13 protein-coding genes, 1 tRNA gene and 1 pseudogene are annotated in these 19,228 nt (G+C 72.7%); 7 read left to right on the top strand and 8 right to left on the bottom strand.

The genetic code is table 11. The features are described from left to right. Nucleotides 1-320 precede the first annotated feature (320 nt). A complete protein-coding gene (locus ABZ354_RS03420; RefSeq protein ID WP_358652463.1) occupies nt 321-1,556 on the top strand; it encodes an ROK family protein in 1,236 nt (411 codons plus the stop codon). A gap of 743 nt (nt 1,557-2,299) precedes the next feature. Further along, the gene (gene ppdK, locus ABZ354_RS03425) at nt 2,300-4,993 is read left to right on the top strand and encodes a pyruvate, phosphate dikinase (RefSeq protein WP_358652464.1); all 2,694 of its coding nucleotides are present in this window, start codon (nt 2,300-2,302) and stop codon (nt 4,991-4,993) included. Nucleotides 4,994-5,209: 216 nt separating this feature from the next. On the opposite strand, the gene ABZ354_RS03430 is transcribed toward ppdK, so the two are convergent. The 4 genes from ABZ354_RS03430 to ABZ354_RS03445 all read right to left on the bottom strand — a co-directional run bounded on the left by ABZ354_RS03430 (nt 5,210) and on the right by ABZ354_RS03445 (nt 9,798). Next, nucleotides 5,210-5,289, bottom strand: a tRNA-Asp gene (locus ABZ354_RS03430). 110 nt (nt 5,290-5,399) lie between these two features. Further along, the gene (gene nirD, locus ABZ354_RS03435; protein ID WP_358652466.1) at nt 5,400-5,849 is read right to left on the bottom strand and encodes a nitrite reductase small subunit NirD; all 450 of its coding nucleotides are present in this window, start codon (nt 5,847-5,849) and stop codon (nt 5,400-5,402) included. Beyond that, nucleotides 5,846-8,503 carry a nitrite reductase large subunit NirB gene (nirB, locus tag ABZ354_RS03440; protein ID WP_358652468.1) on the bottom strand — a complete coding sequence of 886 codons (2,658 nt, stop codon included), beginning with the start codon at nt 8,501-8,503 and terminating at the stop codon, nt 5,846-5,848. The genes nirD and nirB overlap by 4 nt, the downstream gene beginning before the upstream one ends. After that, a complete protein-coding gene (locus tag ABZ354_RS03445) occupies nt 8,503-9,798 on the bottom strand; it encodes an FAD-dependent oxidoreductase (RefSeq protein WP_358652470.1) in 1,296 nt (431 codons plus the stop codon). The genes nirB and ABZ354_RS03445 overlap by 1 nt, the downstream gene beginning before the upstream one ends. 141 nt (nt 9,799-9,939) lie before the next feature. Here ABZ354_RS03445 and ABZ354_RS03450 point away from each other — a divergent pair, with 141 nt between their 5' ends. The 3 genes and pseudogenes from ABZ354_RS03450 to ABZ354_RS03460 all read left to right on the top strand — a co-directional run. After that, complete coding sequence (locus tag ABZ354_RS03450; RefSeq protein WP_358652472.1) at nt 9,940-10,722, top strand: TSUP family transporter; 783 nt, start codon at nt 9,940-9,942, stop codon at nt 10,720-10,722. 193 nt (nt 10,723-10,915) lie between these two features. After that, complete coding sequence (locus ABZ354_RS03455; protein ID WP_358652474.1) at nt 10,916-12,142, top strand: cytochrome P450; 1,227 nt, start codon at nt 10,916-10,918, stop codon at nt 12,140-12,142. Nucleotides 12,143-12,159: 17 nt separating this feature from the next. After that, nucleotides 12,160-12,348 (top strand): annotated as a pseudogene (locus ABZ354_RS03460) (IS5/IS1182 family transposase); the annotation flags it as partial. 65 nt (nt 12,349-12,413) lie between these two features. Here ABZ354_RS03460 and ABZ354_RS03465 read toward each other — a convergent pair. The 3 genes from ABZ354_RS03465 to ABZ354_RS03475 form a co-directional block, all read right to left on the bottom strand. Next, nucleotides 12,414-13,466, bottom strand: a complete 1,053-nt coding sequence (locus tag ABZ354_RS03465; protein WP_358652476.1) for a peptidoglycan-binding protein — start codon at nt 13,464-13,466, stop codon at nt 12,414-12,416. A 441-nt stretch (nt 13,467-13,907) separates the two neighbouring features. Next, nucleotides 13,908-14,588 carry a class F sortase gene (locus tag ABZ354_RS03470; RefSeq protein ID WP_358652478.1) on the bottom strand — a complete coding sequence of 227 codons (681 nt, stop codon included), beginning with the start codon at nt 14,586-14,588 and terminating at the stop codon, nt 13,908-13,910. 327 nt (nt 14,589-14,915) lie between these two features. Continuing rightward, on the bottom strand, nt 14,916-15,503 hold the full coding sequence (locus ABZ354_RS03475) for a hypothetical protein (protein WP_358652480.1): 588 nt from the start codon (nt 15,501-15,503) through the stop codon (nt 14,916-14,918). Nucleotides 15,504-15,836: 333 nt separating this feature from the next. Here ABZ354_RS03475 and ABZ354_RS03480 point away from each other — a divergent pair, with 333 nt between their 5' ends. Then, a complete protein-coding gene (locus ABZ354_RS03480) occupies nt 15,837-16,433 on the top strand; it encodes an NAD(P)H-dependent oxidoreductase (protein WP_358652482.1) in 597 nt (198 codons plus the stop codon). 251 nt (nt 16,434-16,684) lie between these two features. Here ABZ354_RS03480 and ABZ354_RS03485 read toward each other — a convergent pair whose 3' ends face one another. Then, nucleotides 16,685-18,334 (bottom strand): M4 family metallopeptidase, encoded by a 1,650-nt coding sequence (locus tag ABZ354_RS03485; RefSeq protein WP_358652484.1) that lies wholly within the window; start codon nt 18,332-18,334, stop codon nt 16,685-16,687. A 264-nt stretch (nt 18,335-18,598) separates the two neighbouring features. Here ABZ354_RS03485 and ABZ354_RS03490 point away from each other — a divergent pair, with 264 nt between their 5' ends. After that, a complete protein-coding gene (locus ABZ354_RS03490) occupies nt 18,599-19,108 on the top strand; it encodes a gamma-glutamylcyclotransferase family protein (RefSeq protein ID WP_358652486.1) in 510 nt (169 codons plus the stop codon). Nucleotides 19,109-19,228: the final 120 nt, after the last annotated feature.

Consider the following 19,228-nt stretch of genomic DNA (forward strand, 5'->3'; position numbering starts at 1 on the left):
TCGGCAGCCGGAACCAGGGAGCCGTGGAACGGCCGGTCCGGTGGACGGCGGGCCCGGTGGGGGGCGGGCCCGCCGTCATGAGGTACGGCCGACGGGGCGCTCGTGTTCAACGGGGCGCGGTCGAAGCGCCCGGCGGGAGATGTCGTCCCTACCCTGTTCCCGGGGTAGGCACGACGCGGGCCGGACCTGCCTCACCCCGAGGCCCGTCAGACTTGAAGACGTCTGGTCGACCACTTCGGCGATGACTACCGTAGAGTTACGTCTTTTGAGCAGGCAAAACCCACTATGTAATGCAAGGTTGAGAAACCGAGGGGGTGCGCATGAACGGATCCGGGCCACGGGGCAGGGCCGGCAGAGCGGGCGGCGGCCAGGCGAGCGCCGGCGACCTGCTCGCGTTGGTGCGCACCGGCCGCGCCACCACGCGCGGCGCGCTCCAGCAGGTCACGGGCCTGTCCCGGGCCACCGTCGGCCAGCGCCTCGACCGGCTGTTCCGTGCGGGGTGGCTGCGCGAGGGCGCCGGGGGGCCGGTGGACTCGCCGCAGGGCGGGCGCCCCTCGATCACGCTGGAGTTCGACGACGACCACGCGGTCGTCCTCGCCGCCGACCTCGACACCCGGCACGCCCGCGCGGCCGTGCTGTCCCTCGGCGGCGAGCTGCTCGCCGAGCACGCCGGCGCGCTCGCCATCCAGGACGGGCCCGACATCGTTCTCGCGGAGCTCGGCCGCTGGTTCGCCGAGCTGCTGGAGAAGGCGGGGCGCCCCGCCGTGGAGGTCTGCGGCATCGGTCTCGCGGTGCCCGGCCCCGTGGACAGCGACACCGGCCGCGTGGTCCAGCCGCCGATCATGCCCGGCTGGGACGGCTACGACATCCGGAGCCGCCTCGCCGACGCGTTCACGGAACACACCGGCTCCGGGCCCGTACCGGTACTGGTCGACAACGACGCCAACCTCATGGCGTACGGCGAACAGCGCACCGGGCACCCGGACTGCTCGGCGTTCGTGCTGGTGAAGGTCTCCACCGGCATCGGCGCCGGGGTCGTGGTGGGCGGCACCATCTACCGGGGCATCGACGGCGGCGCCGGGGACATCGGGCACATCCGCGTCCCGGAGGGCGCCGAGGCACTGTGCCGGTGCGGTTCCTACGGCTGCCTGGCCGCCCTCGCGAGCGGCGGTGCCGTGGCGCGGCGGCTGGCCGAGGCCGGGGTGCCTGCCGCGTCCGGCTCGGACGTGCGGGACCTGCTGGCGGCCGGTCACCCGGAGGCGGTCGGGCTCGCCCGGGAGGCGGGGCGGCAGGTGGGGGACGTACTGGCGACGGTCGTGACCCTGCTGAACCCCGGCGTGCTGATGATCGCGGGCGATCTGGCCGGAATTCCCTTCGTCACCGGGGTGCGGGAGCTTCTGTACCAGCGGGCGCTGCCCCGCTCCACCGCCAACCTGGAGGTCGTCACCTCCCGGCTGGGGGAGCGGGCCGGCCTGGTGGGCGCGGGTGCGCTGGTCGTGGAGCATCTGTACGCGCCGGAGCGGGTGGAGGAGCGGCTGCTGGCGCTCGGGGTGTGACGGGCCCTCACGCGCAGGTCCTACGGGGCCGGCCCGCCTCGGCCCTCGACGTCCGGCCTGCACTGACCCGGCGCCCGTGGCTGCCCCGGCCCGCCCCTGGCCTCGGTCCCCGGCCCGTGCCTGCCCTCGGCCCTTCGCCCGTCCTGCCCTGACCCCGGCCTGCCTTTGCCCTCGGCCCCTTGCCTGCCCCTGCCCCGCATCCGGCCCGCCCCGCCCCTGCCCTTCGGCCTCCGCCTGCCTCGGGGCCTTCGGCCCACCTCACAACCCGGCCGCTCCCGCTCTCACCCCCGCTCTCACCCCCGGCCCTCGTCCGGATGGTGAAATTCCGGAGGCTGTGGCAGCGTGATTCTCGCCACCCCTGATCGTCGGTGCGCTCAGATGAGCGAATCGCGGACGGCTGCACTTCTCCAAAGACTGGCACTCAGTGCCACGTCATGATCGTTCATCGATCGAACTCAGACGTGCCGACTATCGCTCGTTTGAGCGGGTATCGCGATCCTCGAAGAGGGGGTGCGTTCAAGAAATGAAAACATCCGTCGGCGACGGCTTGCCCGGCGGTGACTTTCGATCCGCTGGCGGCCGAGTGGTCACAGGCTCATGACGCACAAGTGGACGTACCCAGGTGCCTTCGATCTGGGTACATTCCCCGACGTCAGGGCAGCCACCGCGTCCTCGAGGAGTCGAGACCCGTGTCGGAAAACACAGACCCCCACGTAGCTCAGCCGACCCAGAACGTTGAGGGCGTGAAGTTCGTTTACGACTTCACAGAGGGCAACAAGGACCTCAAGGACCTTCTGGGAGGCAAAGGGGCGAACCTCGCCGAGATGACCAATCTCGGTCTTCCCGTGCCGCCCGGCTTCACCATCACCACCGAGGCCTGCAAAACCTACCTCGACAGTCGCGAGGAGCCTGCGGCACTGCGTGACGAGGTGAGTGCGCACCTCGACGCCCTCGAAGCCACGATGGGCAAGAAGCTCGGCCAGGCCGACGACCCCCTGCTGGTGTCCGTCCGTTCGGGCGCCAAGTTCTCCATGCCCGGCATGATGGACACGGTCCTCAACATCGGCCTCTCCGACACGTCGGTGCAGGGCCTCGCCCGGCAGGCCGGTGACGACCGCTTCGCGTGGGACTCCTACCGCCGCCTCATCCAGATGTTCGGCAAGACGGTCCTCGGCGTCGACGGCGACCTCTTCGAGGACGCGCTGGAGAAGGCCAAGGAGGCCAAGAAGGTCACGGTCGACACCGAGCTGGAGGCCGCCGACCTCAAGAAGCTGGTCACCCGCTTCAAGAAGATCGTCAAGACCGAGACGGGCCGCGACTTCCCACAGGACCCGCGCGAGCAGATGGACCTCGCCATCCGCGCGGTCTTCGACTCCTGGAACGGCGAGCGCGCCAAGCTGTACCGCCGCCAGGAGCGCATCCCGCACGACCTCGGCACCGCCGTCAACGTGTGCTCCATGGTCTTCGGCAACCTCGGCCCGGACTCCGGCACCGGCGTCGCCTTCACCCGCGACCCCGCCTCCGGCCACCAGGGCGTCTACGGCGACTACCTGCAGAACGCCCAGGGCGAGGACGTCGTGGCGGGCATCCGCAACACCGTGCCGCTCGCCGAGCTGGAGTCCATCGACAAGAAGTCGTACGACCAGCTCATGCAGATCATGGAGACCCTGGAGAACCACTACAGGGATCTCTGCGACATCGAGTTCACCATCGAGCGCGGCCAGCTCTGGATGCTCCAGACCCGCGTCGGCAAGCGCACCGCCGGCGCCGCCTTCCGTATCGCCACGCAGCTCGTCGACCAGGGCCTGATCGACGAGGCCGAGGCGCTCACCCGCGTCAACGGGGCCCAGCTCGCGCAGCTGATGTTCCCGCGCTTCGACGAGGACGCCAGGGTCGAGCAGGTCGGCCGGGGCATCGCCGCCTCCCCGGGCGCGGCCGTCGGCAAGGCCGTCTTCGACTCGTACACGGCCATCAAGTGGTCCCGCTCCGGCGAGAAGGTCATCCTGATCCGCCGCGAGACCAACCCCGACGACCTGGACGGCATGATCGCCGCCGAGGGCATCCTCACCTCGCGCGGCGGCAAGACCTCGCACGCGGCCGTCGTCGCACGCGGCATGGGCAAGACATGCGTCTGCGGCGCCGAGGAACTGGAGGTCGACACCAAGCGCCGCCGGATGACCGTGCCGGGCGGCCACGTCGTCGAAGAGGGCGACGTCATCTCCATCGACGGCTCCTCGGGCAAGGTCTACCTGGGCGAGGTCCCGGTCGTGCCGTCCCCGGTCGTGGAGTACTTCGAGGGCCGGATGCACCCCGGTGCCGACGACGCCGACGAACTGGTCGAGGCCGTGCACCGCATGATGGCCTTCGCCGACCGCAAACGCCGCCTGCGGGTGCGCGCCAACGCCGACAACGCCGAGGACGCGCTGCGCGCCCGCCGCTTCGGCGCCCAGGGCATCGGCCTGTGCCGCACCGAGCACATGTTCCTCGGCGACCGGCGCGAACTGGTCGAGCGGCTGATCCTGGCCGACACCGAGGCCGAGCGCGAGGAGTCCCTCAAGGAGCTGCTCCCGCTGCAGAAGCAGGACTTCGTGCAGCTCTTCGAGTCCATGGACGGTCTCCCGGTCACCGTCCGCCTCCTCGACCCGCCGCTGCACGAGTTCCTGCCCGACATCACGGAGCTCTCCGTACGCGTCGCCCTGGCCGAGTCCCGCCAGGAGCCGCACGAGAACGAGCTGCGCCTGCTGCAGGCCGTGCACCGGCTGCACGAGCAGAACCCGATGCTGGGCCTGCGCGGCGTACGCCTCGGCCTGGTCATCCCCGGCCTGTTCACCATGCAGGTCCGGGCGATCGCCGAGGCCGCCGCCGAGCGCAAGGCGGCCAAGGGCGACCCGCGCGCGGAGGTCATGATCCCGCTCGTCGGCACCGTGCAGGAGCTGGAACTGGTCCGCGACGAGGCCGACAAGGTCATCGCCGAGGTGGAGGAGGCGAGCGGTACGCGGCTGAAGCTGGCGATCGGCACGATGATCGAGCTGCCGCGCGCGGCGCTCACCGCCGGCCAGATCGCCGAGGCCGCGGAGTTCTTCTCCTTCGGCACGAACGACCTCACCCAGACCGTGTGGGGCTTCAGCCGGGACGACGTGGAGGCCTCCTTCTTCACGGCGTACCTGGAGAAGGGCATCTTCGGCGTCTCCCCGTTCGAGACGATCGACAAGGACGGCGTGGGTTCCCTGGTGAAGTCGGCGGTCGAGGCGGGCCGGGCGACCCGCCCCGACCTGAAGCTCGGCGTCTGCGGCGAGCACGGCGGCGACCCGGAGTCGGTCCACTTCTTCCACGAGGTCGGCCTCGACTACGTCTCCTGCTCCCCGTTCCGCATCCCGGTGGCCCGCCTGGAGGCGGGACGCGCCGCGGTGACGTCGAAGGGCAGTGACCACCGCTGACCCACCCGGCAGACTCCGGAGCCGTGCCCCGTTCCCTGCCACCCTCACCGGCGGGCCCCGGCCCCGGACCGCGAAAACAAGAGGACGGCACCCTGTGCGGGGGTGTCGTCCTCTTGGCGTGGCCGGCGAACGGCCCTCGGGCCGGGCGGTGTCCAGAGATCACAGTCGGCGGCGGCGACGTCGGTGTCCTCGGCCACTGGACGACACCGGCCCGAGAGCCGGCGGCGGGATTCGAACCCGCGTTTCCCTCTTGACAGGAGAAGTAGCCGCAACCTGCGCACCTGGACGCCGTCAGCCTAGTGAGCCGACGGCCTCCCGGCATCCGAATTAGCGGTCGGACCGGCGTCCGCATCAGCGGTCGGAGCGGCGGTCGGGTTGGCGGTCGGGTCGGCGGTCAACCGTGTCGTTACGAGGCGCGCACCTCGTACGTCGCCACGCGCACCCCGTCCTCGTCCAGGCACCGCCCCGACTCCAGGTCGAAGCGCTGCTTCAGCAGTGGTGAGGCGACGAACGGGTGGCCCCGGTGAGTGCCGGTCAGGCCGCGGGAGAGGACGGCCGCGCCGGTGAACGGGTCGCGGTTGCCGACGGCGTAGAGCCTGCCGCTCCGGTCCAGGAACAGGGCCACCTGGCGGCCGTCGGGGAGCAGGGCGGCCACGCCCCGGCCGGGGAACAGCGTGCTCAGGTCGCAGACGGTGAACCAGTCGTCGGAGCCGGAGCCGGAGCCGGAGCCGTCCGACGGTCGTAGCCGGACCTGGACCTGGGCTTCCGCCTGAACCGGGGCCTGGGCCTGGGCCTGGGCCTGGTCCTGGTCCTGGGCCTGGGCCTTGGGGTCGGTCGTCTCGAGTGTGAGGGTCATCGCCGGGCGCTTCCTTCCGGGTCGGAGGGGGCGGAAAGGGGGGATTCCGCAAGGTCTGTGGGGTCCGGGGGCCGCATGCCGATGGTCGTCAGGAGCGGCAGGTCGGGCTTGATCTGGTCGCGCTCGGGGACGAACGCGACGACCGGGTCGGGGGTGCCGGGGGCGTTCACGAAGGACACGAACCGGGCGAGCTTCCCGGGATCGCCGAGGGTCTCGGCCCACTCGTCGCGGTAGTGCGAGACGTGGGCCCGCATCAGGGACTCCAGCTCGTCGCAGATGCCGAGCGAGTCGTGCACGACGACGTCCCGTACGTGGTCCAGGCCGCCCGGGACGCGCTCCAGCCAGGCCGAGGTGCGCTCCAGGCGATCGGCGGTGCGGATGTAGAACATCAGGAACCGGTCGATCAGGCGGACCAGTTCGGCGTCGGAGAGGTCCTGCGCGAGGAGGTCGGCGTGGCGCGGGGTGGCGCCGCCGTTGCCGCCGACGTACAGGTTCCAGCCGCCCGCCGTGGCGATCACGCCGAAGTCCTTCGACCGGGCCTCCGCGCACTCGCGCTGGCAGCCGGAGACCGCCGACTTCAGCTTGTGCGGGGACCTCAGGCCCCGGTAGCGCAGCTCCAGGTCGATCGCCATGCGGACCGAGTCCTGGACGCCGTAACGGCACCAGGTCCGCCCCACGCAGGACTTCACGGTGCGCAGCGACTTCCCGTAGGCGTGCCCGGACTCGAATCCGGCGTCGACCAGCCGCGCCCAGATCGGCGGGAGCTGTTCGACGCGGGCGCCGAACATGTCGATGCGCTGGCCGCCGGTGATCTTCGTGTAGAGCCCGAAGTCACGGGCGATCTCCCCGATCACGATCAGCTTCTCCGGGGCGATCTCACCGCCGGGGATGCGCGGCACGACGGAGTACGAGCCGTTCCGCTGCAGGTTGGCCAGGAAGTGGTCGTTGGTGTCCTGCAGGGCGGCCTGCTCGCCGTCCAGGACGTAGCCGCTCGCGCCGATCACCGGGGCGAGGGAGGCGATGACCGAGCCGACCGCCGGCTTGCAGACCTCGCAGCCCTCGCCGCCCCGGGCGTCCTCGCGGCCGTGCCGGTCCAGCAACTCCCGGTACGAGCCGACGCGCAGGGCGAGCACGATCTCGTACAGCTCCTCGCGGGTCTGCGCGAAGCAGCCGCACAGGCCCTTGTCGACCTCGACGCCGGACGCCTCCAGTTCGGCGGTGACGAGCTGCCCGAGCACCTTCACGCAGGAGCCGCAGCCGGTACCGGCCCTGGTGCACTTCTGCACCTCGGGCACCGTGGTGCAGGCGTGCTCGGTCACCGCGCCGCGGACGGTGCCCTTGCTGACGTTGTGGCAGGAGCAGACGATCGCGTCGTCCGGCAGCGCGGACGGGCCGAGCCGCGCCGGGGCGCCGGCACCGGCCGGCAGGACGAGCGACTCGGGCGCGACCGGCGGGACAGAGCCGGTGAAGGCGCGCAGTGTGCCGTACGCCTCCGCGTCGCCGACCAGGACGCCGCCGAGCAGCGTGCCGTCCCGGCCGACGACCAGCTTCTTGTACAGGCCCGCGCGGGAGTCGGAGTAGACGACGTCCAGGCAGTCCTCGGTGGTGCCGTGCGCGTCGCCGAAGGACGCCACGTCCACGCCGAGCAGCTTCAGTTTGGTGGACAGGTCGGCGCCGGTGAACTCCGCCTCGACTCGGGCAAGGGTGGCGGCGGCCGTCTCGGCCTGCTCGTAGCCGGGCGCGACCAGCCCGTACACCCGGCCGTCGGCGGCCAGCGCGCACTCGCCGATCGCGAACACGCGCGGGTCACGGACCGTGCGGCACTGCTCGTCCACCACGATGCCACCGCGCTCGCCGACCGTCAGACCGCAGTCGCGCGCCAGCTGGTCGCGGGGCCGGACCCCGGCGGAGAACACCACCAGGTCGGTGGCGAGCTCCGACCCGTCGGACAGCCTCATCCCGGTGACCGAGCCGTCGGGGCCGGTCAGGATCTCCTGCGTGCCGACGCCCGTGTGGACGGACAGTCCCCTGTTCTCGATGGTGCGCAGCAGTGCCGCGCCGCCGCCCTCGTCGACCTGGAGGGGCATCAGCCGGGGCGCGAACTCCACGATGTGGGTCGCGATCCCCAGTCCCTCGAGCGCGCCGGCGGCTTCGAGGCCCAGCAGACCGCCGCCGACGACGGCACCGGTCCTCGCCTTCCCGGCGTACTCCTCGATGGCGAGGAGGTCATCGAGGGTGCGGTAGACGAAACAGCCGGCGGCGTCCTTGTTCGGAACCGGCGGTACGAACGGGTACGAGCCGGTGGCGAGGACGAGGACGTCGTACGCGAAGACCTCCCCGGACCGGGCGGTGACCGTCCGTGCCCTGCGGTCGACGTGCTCGGCCGGGTCCCCGAGGCGCAGCTCGATGCCGTGCCGGCCGATGAACTCCCCGTCGGTCAGGGACAGTTCCGCGGGCGTGGTGCCCGAGAAGTACGAGGTGAGCTGCACGCGGTCGTACGCCGGACGCGGCTCCTCGCAGAGCACGACCACACGGTGCGTGGCGGTCAGGCCGCGCTCGGCGAGCGCCTCGAGGAAACGCTGCCCGACCATGCCGTGACCGACGAGCACGATCGTGGGAACGGCTTCCGGTGTCACGTCCGGTGGGTTGGTCATCAGGAGCCTCCGTCGTGGGTGAGCAGGTGGAGCAGCGGGCCGGTGGCGGGGAGCGGCTCCGCCCCCTCCCAGGCGCGGGCGAGCGCGCCGACCGTGCCGAGTTCGCCGACGAGGACCCCGCCGACCAGGCGGTCGTCGCGGACGACGACCCTGCGGTACGTGCCGCGGGTGGCGTCGGTGAGCTGGACGACGTCGTCACCGGGGCGGCTCTGCGTCTCGCCGAAGGCGGCGAGGTCGAAGGGGCCGGGGCCGAAGGCGGCGAGGTGGGAAGGGGCGCTGCCGAAGGCGCCGGGGCCTCCGGGGGCGGACCCCCCGGAGGAGAGGGCGGTGGGCCCGGCGAGGGTGAGCCGGGTGAGCGCGCGGGTGCCGGTGTAGCGGGCGGTGGCCTGCCCGCCGAGCAGAGCGGCGAGGGCGTCGGCCTGCTCGACGGCGGGGGTGGCCAGGCCGTACACCGTGCCGTCGTGCTGCGCGCAGTCGCCGACGGCGTGGATGTGCGGGTCGGAGGTGCGCAGTTCGTCGTCCACGACCACCCCCTCGTGGACGGTGAGACCCGCGTCGCGGGCGAGGCCGACGCGCGGGTGGACGCCGCAGGCCAGGACGACGAGGTCGGTGTCGAGGGCGTAGCCGTCGGCCATCTCCACGCAGCGGACGGCGCCGCCGGCGCAGCGCACGTCGCGCACCCGGCACGCGGTGTGCACCTCGACGCCGAGGCCCCGCAGATGCCGGTGGACGAGCCGGGAGGCGTCCGGGTCGAGCTGGCGCTCCATCAGCCGTTCCGCCTGCTGTGCCAGGACGACCTGTGCGCCGCGTACGGCGAGTGCGCGGGCCGCGGACACGCCGAGCAGGCCGCCGCCGATGACGACGGCGCGCACGCCGGGCCGTACGGCGCTCGACAGGCCGAGGCAGTCGTCCATGGTGCGGAAGGCGTGCACGCCCACCGGCAGGTGACGTTCCGCGCCGAACAACCCGCGCAGCGGCGGAAGTCGCGGGTTGGACCCGGTGGCCAGCACGAGCCTGTCGTACGCGATCGTCGAGCCGTCCGCGCAGGTCAGCGTCCGCGCGGCGGGGTCGATGCCGGTGACGCGGGTGCGGACCAGGTCCGCGGGCGCGGGCAGCGCTGTCACCTCGGGGCCGTACCGCCCGGCCAGCACCTCGGTGAGCAGCACCCGGTTGTACGGCCGGTGCTCCTCGTCGCCGATCAGCAGCGCGGGCGTGCCGAGCTCACCGAGCCGCCGGGCGAGACGCACGCCCGCGATCCCGGCGCCGATCACCACCACACGCGCATTCGAGGTCATGGCGTAGAGCGTGCGGGGCGGATGTTACCCGGCAGGACCACCGCTGTTTCCCGCGCGGAACGTTCGGCTCAGTGAGGGCGGAGGGCGGATGTGAGGGCGGGTGCGACGGGGGTGGGGGCCGGGCGGGATAAGGTCGCGATCATGCCCGACATATCCCTGACCACGGTCGTTGTCCTGTGCGTGGCCGCGTTCGCGGCCGGCTGGATCGACGCCGTGGTGGGCGGCGGCGGGCTCCTGCTGCTCCCCGCTCTGCTGCTCGGCCTCCCCGCGAGCACCCCGGCCGCGTACGCGCTCGGCACCAACAAGGCGGTCGCCATCGTCGGTACCACGGGCGCCGCGGTGACGTACGCCCGCAAGGCGCCGGTGGACGTGCGCACCGCCGTACGCATCGGGCTGGCAGCCGTCGCAGGGTCGTCGATGGGCGCCTTCTTCGCGGCGGGGATGAGCACCGGGGTTCTCAAGCCGGTCATCATGGTGGTGCTGCTGGGCGTCGGCGCGTTCGTGATCCTGAAGCCCGCCTTCGGCACGGCTCCCGTCCCCGGCCCGGCGGGCCCGCGCCGCGTTCTCGCCGCGATCGCCCTCGCGGGCGTGGGCATCGGCTTCTACGACGGACTGGTCGGCCCCGGCACCGGCACGTTCCTGGTCCTCGCGCTCACCGCCGTACTGCACCTCGACCTCGTCGCCGCATCCGCCACCGCCAAGATCGTCAACTGCTGCACCAACGCCGGGGCGCTGGCGACCTTCGCCTGGCAGGGCACGGTGCTGTGGAAACTGGCCGCCGTCCTGGCCGTCTTCAACCTGGCGGGCGGCACGCTGGGCGCCCACACCGCCCTGAAGAAGGGCAGCGGATTCGTCCGGGTGGTGCTGCTGACGGTGGTCTTCGCGCTGGTGGCGAATCTGGCGTATGAGCAGTGGGCGGCCTAGCACCGGGCGTTCATGAGTCCTCGCCGGTGCGCTGACGGGGATTCCGGCGACCGCGCGTGAGCAGGAGGCCAGTCCGGGCGGTCGGCCCGTTTCTCCTCCGTTCAGGCGGATTCTCCGGGTGAGTCGGCACATGACGTCTTCGCCGGGAACGTATGGCTCTTGCTGGTCACGGTGAGCGAAGAGGAGCATCGGGATGACGGACACAACCACGGACGCGGATCCGACGCCCCCGGCGCGGTTCTGGGCGCTCGACGACCTGCGCGGTCTGGAATTCGATCCGCTGCTGGCGGAGCTGCTGCGCGACGAGCCGGTGGCGCGCATCCGGCTGCCCCACGGCAACGGGGACGCCTGGCTCGTCACACGCTACGAGGACGTCAGGATGGTCACCTCCGATCCGCGCTTCAGCCGCAGTGCGCTGGTCCGCCGCGAGCGGGCGGCCACCCGGATGACGGGACACACCGTCGCCTCGCACGCCGGGTTGAACTATGCCGATCCCCCGGATCACACCCGGATGAAGAAGATCGTCGCCAAGGTGTTCACTTCTCAGGGCATGAAGCGGCTGCGGCCCTTGGCGCAGGCGATCGCCGACCGTCTGCTGGACGAGGTGGAATCGCACGGTGCCCCGGCAGACCTCATGGCCCTCTTCCACGGCCCCTTCCCACTCGCCGTGGTCAGCGACCTGATCGGTGTCCCGGAGGAGGACAGGTCACGGCTCGCTGCCTGGCCCGACCTGGTTCTGTCGGCCGGTCCGGGCCCGGAGAGCAGCCGGGAGGCCAAGGCCCAGCTGACCGCCTACATCCTCGAGCTGTTGCAGCGCCGCCGTCACGACCCCCGCGAGGATTTGGCCACGGTGCTCGCGGAGGCGATGCACAACGGTGAGATGAGTCAGGAAGAGGCGGTCTCCGTCACCACCGCCATCCAGGTCAGTGCCGCGCACGCGATCCGCAACAACAGCGCCAACATGGTGTACGCCCTGCTCACGCACCCCGAGCACCTCACCCGGCTCCGGGCCGAACCGGAACTGGTCCCCCGGGCGGTTGACGAACTGCTGCGCTACATCCCGCACCGCCACGGGGTGGGCCTGCCACGGGTCGCCGAGGAGGACACCCAGGTCGGCGACGTCATGATCCGCGCCGGCGAGGTGGTGTACGCGTCGTATCTCACCGCCAACCGGGATCCGCAGGTCTTTCCCGACCCGGACACCATCGACTTCGACCGGCCACCGATGGCCCACATGGCCTTCGGGTACGGCGTGCACCACTGCATCGGCGCCTCACTGGCCCGCATGGAGCTGGAAATGATCGTCACCACCCTGCTGAACCGGTTCCCCGGCCTGCGCCTGGCCGTGCCGCCGGAAGAGATGGTCTGGCAGCGTAAAGGGCTCATCCGTGGCCCGCGGACCCTGCCGGTCGCCTGGTAGAGCAGATGTCGCCGCCGTACTCCTCCCGCGCCATTCGCAGCCACCCCCGGCGCCGGGGCATCCGCGCGGTCGTCCCGCGACCCTCCGGCCGGATGGGTCACCGCCGCCGGCGAGGCCGCCGGGGCGCCCACCCACCGGGCTTCGATGCCGAGGTTCACCAGCAGCGCGACACCGTCGAACGGTGCAGCAACCGCCTCGAGGCGTGGGTGACGCCCGGGGCCCCGGTCACACGACGGGGCCCCGGGGGCTCGAGGCACGGATGCCCTTCGGGTCAGCTGCCGATCAGGGTGCGCCAGGTGTCCGGGCCGACGACGCCGTCCGCGGTGAGGCCCTTGGACTGCTGGAAGCTGCGGACCGCGGAGGCGGTGGCCGAGCCGAACTCGCCGTCGGCGGTGAGGCTCGCGCCCTGGGCGTTGAGCTGGATCTGCGCGGCGCGGACCGCGTCGCCGGAGGAGCCCTCCTTGACGGTGCTGATCAGCGCGGACCAGGTGTTGGGGCCGATGACCCCGTCCGCGGTCAGGCCGTTGGCCTGCTGGAAGGCCTTGACCTGGGTTTCGGTGCCCGACCCGAAGGCGCCGTCCGCGGTGAGGCTGTGGCCCCGGCTGCGCAGCAGGTACTGGGCGGACTTGACGTCCGTGCCGCTCGAGCCGTTGCGCAGGGTCGGCCAGGAGGCGGTCGGCGGGGTGGTGCTGTCGGAGATGTTCACCGGGTGGTACGGCTTGTACTCGCTGCCCGAGGACAGGCCGTAGGTCAGCGTGCGGTGGGTGGTGCCGTACGTGCCGCGCTGCTCGTAGGCAAGGTAGGAGCTGTGCGAGGAGTCGGTCCACTTCTCGAAGATGACGACGTGGCGGGTGGTGTTGTCGCCGGACGCGTCGATGAGCAGGTCACCGGGCTTCAGGGCGCCCAGGGTGATCGGGGTCGTCAGGCTGCGGTCGCCGGCCAGACCGACGGTGTTGGGGCCCGGCTTCCACAGGCCGAGGGTCATCGAGACGTAGCCCGAGCAGTCCTGCCGGTAGCCGTCGGACCACACCTTCGTCTGGCTGTACGGCACCGGGCCGCCGTTGTTGGCGGTGAGCCAGGTCGCCGCGCGGCGCAGCACCTCGGCCTGGGTGACGGACGGGGCCGCGGCCACGGTGGTGCCGAGACCGGCCTGCTGGACGGCGGTCCTGCCGGCGTGCGCGCCGACGCTCTGGCTGACGCTCTGGGGGGCGGGTGCGGCCATGGCCGACTGGCCGGCCAGCAGGCCGCCGAGTCCGAGGGCCGTGGCCGACGCCACGGCCGCGGCCAGGGTGGCCTTGCGCCTGGTGTGGGAGTGCCTTGACATCGGTCCTCCTGTGGGGGGATGGCGTGTGGACTCCTGAGCCCTGTTGCTCCCGGGCTCGTTACTCCTGAGTCAACCATGTTCTGGACATGACAGTCAGTAGCCCGCACCGTCCACGCCGGTTCTTGCATGTCCCCGCCCTCCCGGAACCCCTGTCGAGCGTCCGGCGCCGTGCCGGAAGCGGAAGATCCGCGAACCAGGACGAACCGCGTGCCGAACCGCGCCCCGCCCGTCGTGCCGAACCGCGCCCCGCCCGTCGCGCCGAACCGCGCCCCGCCCGTCGCGCCGCGCCCGCCCCGCCCGTCGCGCCGCCCGTCGTGCCGAACCGCGCCCCGCCCGTCGCGCCGCGCCCGCCCCGCCCGTCGTGCCGAACCGCGCCCCGCCCGTCGCGCCGCGCCCCGCCCGTCGCGCCCTGTCCGCCGCGCCTTGCCCGCCCCGCCCCGTTCAGTCGCCGCCCGAGCCGGTGAGGTGGGCGAAGGCGACCACGTTGCCCTGGTAGCCGGTGCGGCGCGAGTAGCCGCCCCCGCAGGTGATGATCCGCAGCTCGGGGCGTTTCGCCGGGCCGTACACCTTCCCGTCCGGGAAGTCCCGCGCGGCGTACACCTCGACCGCGTCCACCGTGAACACGGCCACGCCCCCGTCCCGCCGGTCGACCTCCACCCTGCTGCCCTTCTTCAGGGCGCCGAGCCGGTAGAACACGGCGGGGCCCTCGGCGTTGTCGACATGACCCGCGACGATCGCGGTGCCCGTCTCTCCCGGCGTCACCCCGGCCTCGTACCAGCCCGCGAGATTACGGTCCTCGGCCGGCGGCACGTCCAGGCTGCCGGACGGGGTGAGGCCGAGGCCGGTCAGAGGGGCGTCCACCCGGATCGCCGGGATGCGGATGCGGTCGGGCGGGGAGGGCGGCAGCGCGGGCTCCGCCGGCTCCGAGGGCGCCTCGGGAGCCGAGGACGCGGCCGGCCGTTCGCCGTCCTGCCCCGGCTGCCCGGACTGCCCGGCGCCGGCCTCGACGGCCGACGGCTGCGGCGGGGTGTGCGAGGCGGTGCCGCTCCGCAGCAGCCACGCGCCGGAACACAGGGCGACCGCGGTGACGGTCCCTATGGCCATGTTGCCGAGCCTGCGCATGACGAACCTGAACCTCTCCGGGCAGCCTGACGGACTGCCCACCGGCGTCCCACGGGTGCTTCACGGACGTCCTGCGCCGCGACGTGCCGCGAGCCCACGGTCGACCACCGGCTCCGCCCTGCGGTGGGGCGTCCCGCCCGCCGGTGAGGGGGCGCCTGCCCGGGATGCGGATGCCGGACGCGGTCCCGCGGGGCCCCGGGCGGGCGGGCCGCTGCCGTGCCGGCGTCCCGCGGCCCGCCCCGGACCCCCTCCGGGCCGCGAGGGGCGTCGGGTCCGGAGGGGGAGGGGGGTCGCGGTACCGGCGGACGGGCGGCGGGAGGGTGCCCGTCAGATCCCGTCGCCTCTCGCCCGGCGATGCAGGAGCCAGGTACCGCCCGCGGCGGCGACGGCGAGAGCCGCCACGCCGGCCGCGGTCTGTACGGGATCGGGGCCCAGTGCGCCGCCGACCCCCGTCTTCACACTTCCGTGGGGATACGTGTGTCCCTGCTGGGACACCGGCACGACCGCGAGGTCGCCGGTCACCCGCTGCCCGTTCCTCGCACAGGTCACGACGATCTCGTACGTCCCCGGCTGTGCGCCCGGCGGCACCCGGAACCGTCCGGCCGTCCCCCGGCCGTGGGCGCCCGGGGCCAGTGCGAAGGGGCCGCCGCCCACCGCCGCGGCGTCGCCCTGCGCGGCGACGCCGTCACCGCACGCCCCGGTGTTCACCGTGACCCGCGACCCGGGAACGGCCGAGGACGGACGGACCTCCAGGCCGTCCATGCCCATGCCCCTGCCCACTCCGGTGTCCGTGCCGGAGCCCGTGCCGGCGTACACGCGGGTGGTCGGGCCGGCGCCGTGTGCGGGCGCGGTCGCGAGTCCTGCGGCGGCGAGAGCGAGGGCGCCCCCGGTCAGCAGTCGGGCGGTACGTCGCATCCGTGCTCCTCCGAGCTGTTCGGCGGGTCACGGCCCGCGACATCCCCATGTGCCGCTGCGTCGGACGTGCCCTGCCCTACCGAGGTAAGTGGCAGCGGGCCCGGCGCGCTTTCTGATGGTTCGTCAGAAAGGGGGCGAACGGGTGCAGCGTCACCGTACGAGAGGCGCTCGGCCGTCGCCGTTTCAGCAGGTCACCGGCGTGTGGTGGGCGCCGTCGGAAGGGTTGCGCGGCCGCGCGTGTGAACGGGTGACCGTGCCGGGCGCACCCGGTCCCACCTGCCCGCGCCCGCCAGGACTTGACCTCGACCGGACTTGAGGTCGGAGGCTTCTCGCATGAACCCAGCCCTCAGCAAGCCGGCGGAACCCCTCCACGTCACTCTCGTCATCGGCAGCAACCGTCACGGCCGGTTCGGCCCCGTCGTCGCCGACTGGCTCCTCGGTCATCTGCGCGGCCGTCCGGACCTGGTCCCGGACGTCGTCGACGTCGCGGCGACGGACCTGCCCACCTCCCTCGCCCGTGGTCCCGGCGCGCGGGCGGTCCTGGCGGAGGTGTCGCCGAAACTCGCGGAGGCGGACGCGTTCGTCGTCCTCACGCCCGAGTACAACCACTCCTTCCCGGCGGGCCTGAAGAACCTGATCGACTGGCACTACGCGGAGTGGCGCGCCAAGCCCGTCGCGCTGGCCTCGTACGGCGGTCTGTCCGGCGGCCTGCGCGCCGTGGAACACCTGCGCCAGGTCTTCGCCGAACTGCACGCCGTCACGGTCCGCGACACCGTCTCCTTCCACCACGCGGGCGCCGCCTTCGACGACGCGGGCACCCTGAAGGACCCCTCGGGCCCGGACGCGGCGGCCAAGCTGATGCTCGACCAACTGGCCTGGTGGGCCCGGGCCCTGAGGGATGCCAGTCGAACGACCCCGTACGCGGCCTGAGGCCGCCGGCCGTCCGGGTCCCGGACGCCGTCCGGGACCCGGACGCGCGCCGCGGCCCGTACTGGACATGTGCCTGCCGGACATGTGCCTGCCGGACACGGGTCTGCCGGACACGGGTCTGCCCGACGCGGGGGCGACCGGGCATGGGGCGGCCGGACGTGTGACAGCGCGACGTGTGACGGCCGGACATGGGGCGGCCGTCCCGGGGCATCCCGGGACGGCCGTCACCCAAGGTCCGTCCGCGTCCGGCGTCAGCCCACGTTCACCGCCCGCCACGCCGCGGCCACCGCCGCCTGCTCCGCGCTGCCGTCGCCGTACAGGTCCTTCGCCGCGTCCAAGGTGGCCGTGCGGGCGGCCGCGTACGTCGTGGAGGACGTCATGTGGACCGTCAGTGCCCGGTACCAGATCGCGCCCAGTTTGTCCCGGCCGATCCCGGTGACCGTCGAGCCGTCGCAGGTGGGGGAGTCGTGAGCGACGCCGTTCACGGTCTTCGCGCCGCTGCCCTCCGCGAGGAGGTACGCGAAGTGGTTGGCGACGCCCGACGAGTAGTGCACGTCGAGCGAGGCCACGTCGGAGTCCCAGCAGTCCGCCGACTTGCCGTCCCTGGACGGCTTGTCCATGTACCGCAGCGCCTCCCCGCCGAAGCCGGACCGGACGATCTTCTCGCCGATCAGCCAGTCACCCGGGTCGGAGGCGTTGCCCGCGTGGAACTCGACCAGCGTGCCGAAGATGTCACTCGTGGCCTCGTTGAGGCCGCCGGACTCGCCCGAGTACGTCAGCCCCGCCGTCTTCGACGTCACGCCGTGCGACATCTCGTGTCCGGCGACGTCCAGCGACACCAGCGGACCGAAGGTCGTGCCGTCGCCGTCGCCGTACGTCATGCAGAAGCAGTTGTCGTCCCAGAAGGCGTTGTTGTACGCGTTGCCGTAGTGCACCCGGTTGTACGAGCCCTTGCCGTCGCCGGCGATGCCGTCCCGGCCGTGGACGTCGTGGAAGTAGTCCCACGTCGTGTCCGTGCCGTACTGCGCGTCCACGGCGGCCGAGGCCCGGTCGGACGTGGCGCCCGAACCCCAGTGGTTGTCGGCGTCCGTGAACACGGTGGCGGGCGCCCGGCCCATGCAGATCGTGCCCAGGCACAGGTCCGTCTCGTTCCCCGCGTCGCCGGTGTACGTGCCGCCGCGCGTCGGGTCCTTCAGCTGGTACGTCGAACCCGACTGCGTCGTCTCCAGCGCCACCGTGCCGCCGTACAGGGACTTGCCGTCGCCCGACGCCGATTCCAGGCTGTCCCACGCGTCGATCTGCTCGCCGGTGGTCGCGTCGGTGAGCACGGTGCGGGCGACCGGGTTGCCCTGCGCGTCCCGCGCCACCGCCTCGGTGCGCCAGGCCAGCGTGGGCGCGCCGTGCAGGGCGTCGACCACCAGCCGCGGCTCGGCCCGCAGTGAGCGCAGTGCCTCGCCCAGGTGGGCGGCGCGCAGCAGGTTCGTCGCCAGGTCGGCGGCCCGGGGGGCGGACAGGCGGGGGGTGGTGGACAGGGACAGCGCGCTGCGGGTGGCGCGGTTCACGCCGTGGTAGCCGCCGTCGCGCGCGAGGTGGACGACGAAGTCGCCGCCCAGCACCGGCAGCCCGCGGTAGGTGCGGTCGTAGCGGACGTGCTGGGAGCCGTCCCGGTCGACGATCACGTCGCGGACCGTGGTCTCCTGCGCGGAGGTCAGACCGAGGCTCGCGGCCCGCTCGGCGAGGACCGCTTCGGCGTTCTCGACGGCGGTTGCCCGGCTCGGCCGGTCGGTGCCGGCGGCGTGGGCGGTGGAGGGGACCAGTGTCGCCGCGAGCAGCGCGGCGGCGGTGGCGGCTGTGCCCGCCAGGGCGGGACGGGAACCTCGGGTGTGCCGTATGCGACTCATCGGTCTCCTTGGTGCGGCGGCGCCGCGCGGGCGCGTGGAAGCGCCACCGCTCGCGAGTGGTGGCGGGGCGAGGGTGTGTGGGGCCGCTGGGGGACGGGGTGTTGACCATGATTCAAAATGCCCTGGCCATGTCATGTCCAGGGCGCTTCCGTGACGGTATGTGTGGGGTGAGAATCGTTTCTGCGGGGCTTCGGTAGAGGGCCTCCCGGGCAGGAGGGAAAGCGGAAACCTGGATGTCCGGCGCGACGGCGAAGGAGACCGGCGATGACCGTGGCCCACGGGCATGCCCCCGGCCGTCGACGCCGGGACCCCGAACGCCTCCCGTTCTTCGTCTACGGCACCCTGCGCCCCGGCGAGGTCAACCACGACGCGTTCCTGCGCGGCCGCACCCGCGCCGAGGAACCCGCCCGCCTCACCGGAGCGGTCCTGTACGCCGGGCCCGGCTACCCGTACGCGGTCGAGGAACCCGGCGGCACTGTCCACGGAGACCTCGTCACCGCGCACCCCGAGGCGTACGACGAACTCCTCCTGACCCTGGACCGCCTGGAGGAGTACATCCCGGGGGACCCGCGCAGCCTCTACGTACGCGTCGCACGGGAGGTCACCCGACTGATGGCCGGTGACGTCACCCGCACGGCCGGCCGCGGCGGTGTACGGGCCCGGGACACCGTACGGGCCTGGGTGTACGTCGCCGCCCCGGCCGTCACGGCGCGGCTGCGGTCCCACGGGAAGCCGATCGAGGGCGGCGACTGGCGGACCCGCCCTACGGCCTGACGCCTGTTTGACGCCCTACGGCCTGAAGTCCCGCCTGACGCCCTACGGCCCGACGCCTGCTTGACGCCTACCCTGACGTCCTACGGCCCCACGCCCCACGCCCCACGCCCCACGCCCCAC

Origin of the sequence: Streptomyces sp. NPDC005925 (assembly GCF_040638805.1) — a bacterium.
Taxonomy (GTDB): domain Bacteria; phylum Actinomycetota; class Actinomycetes; order Streptomycetales; family Streptomycetaceae; genus Streptomyces.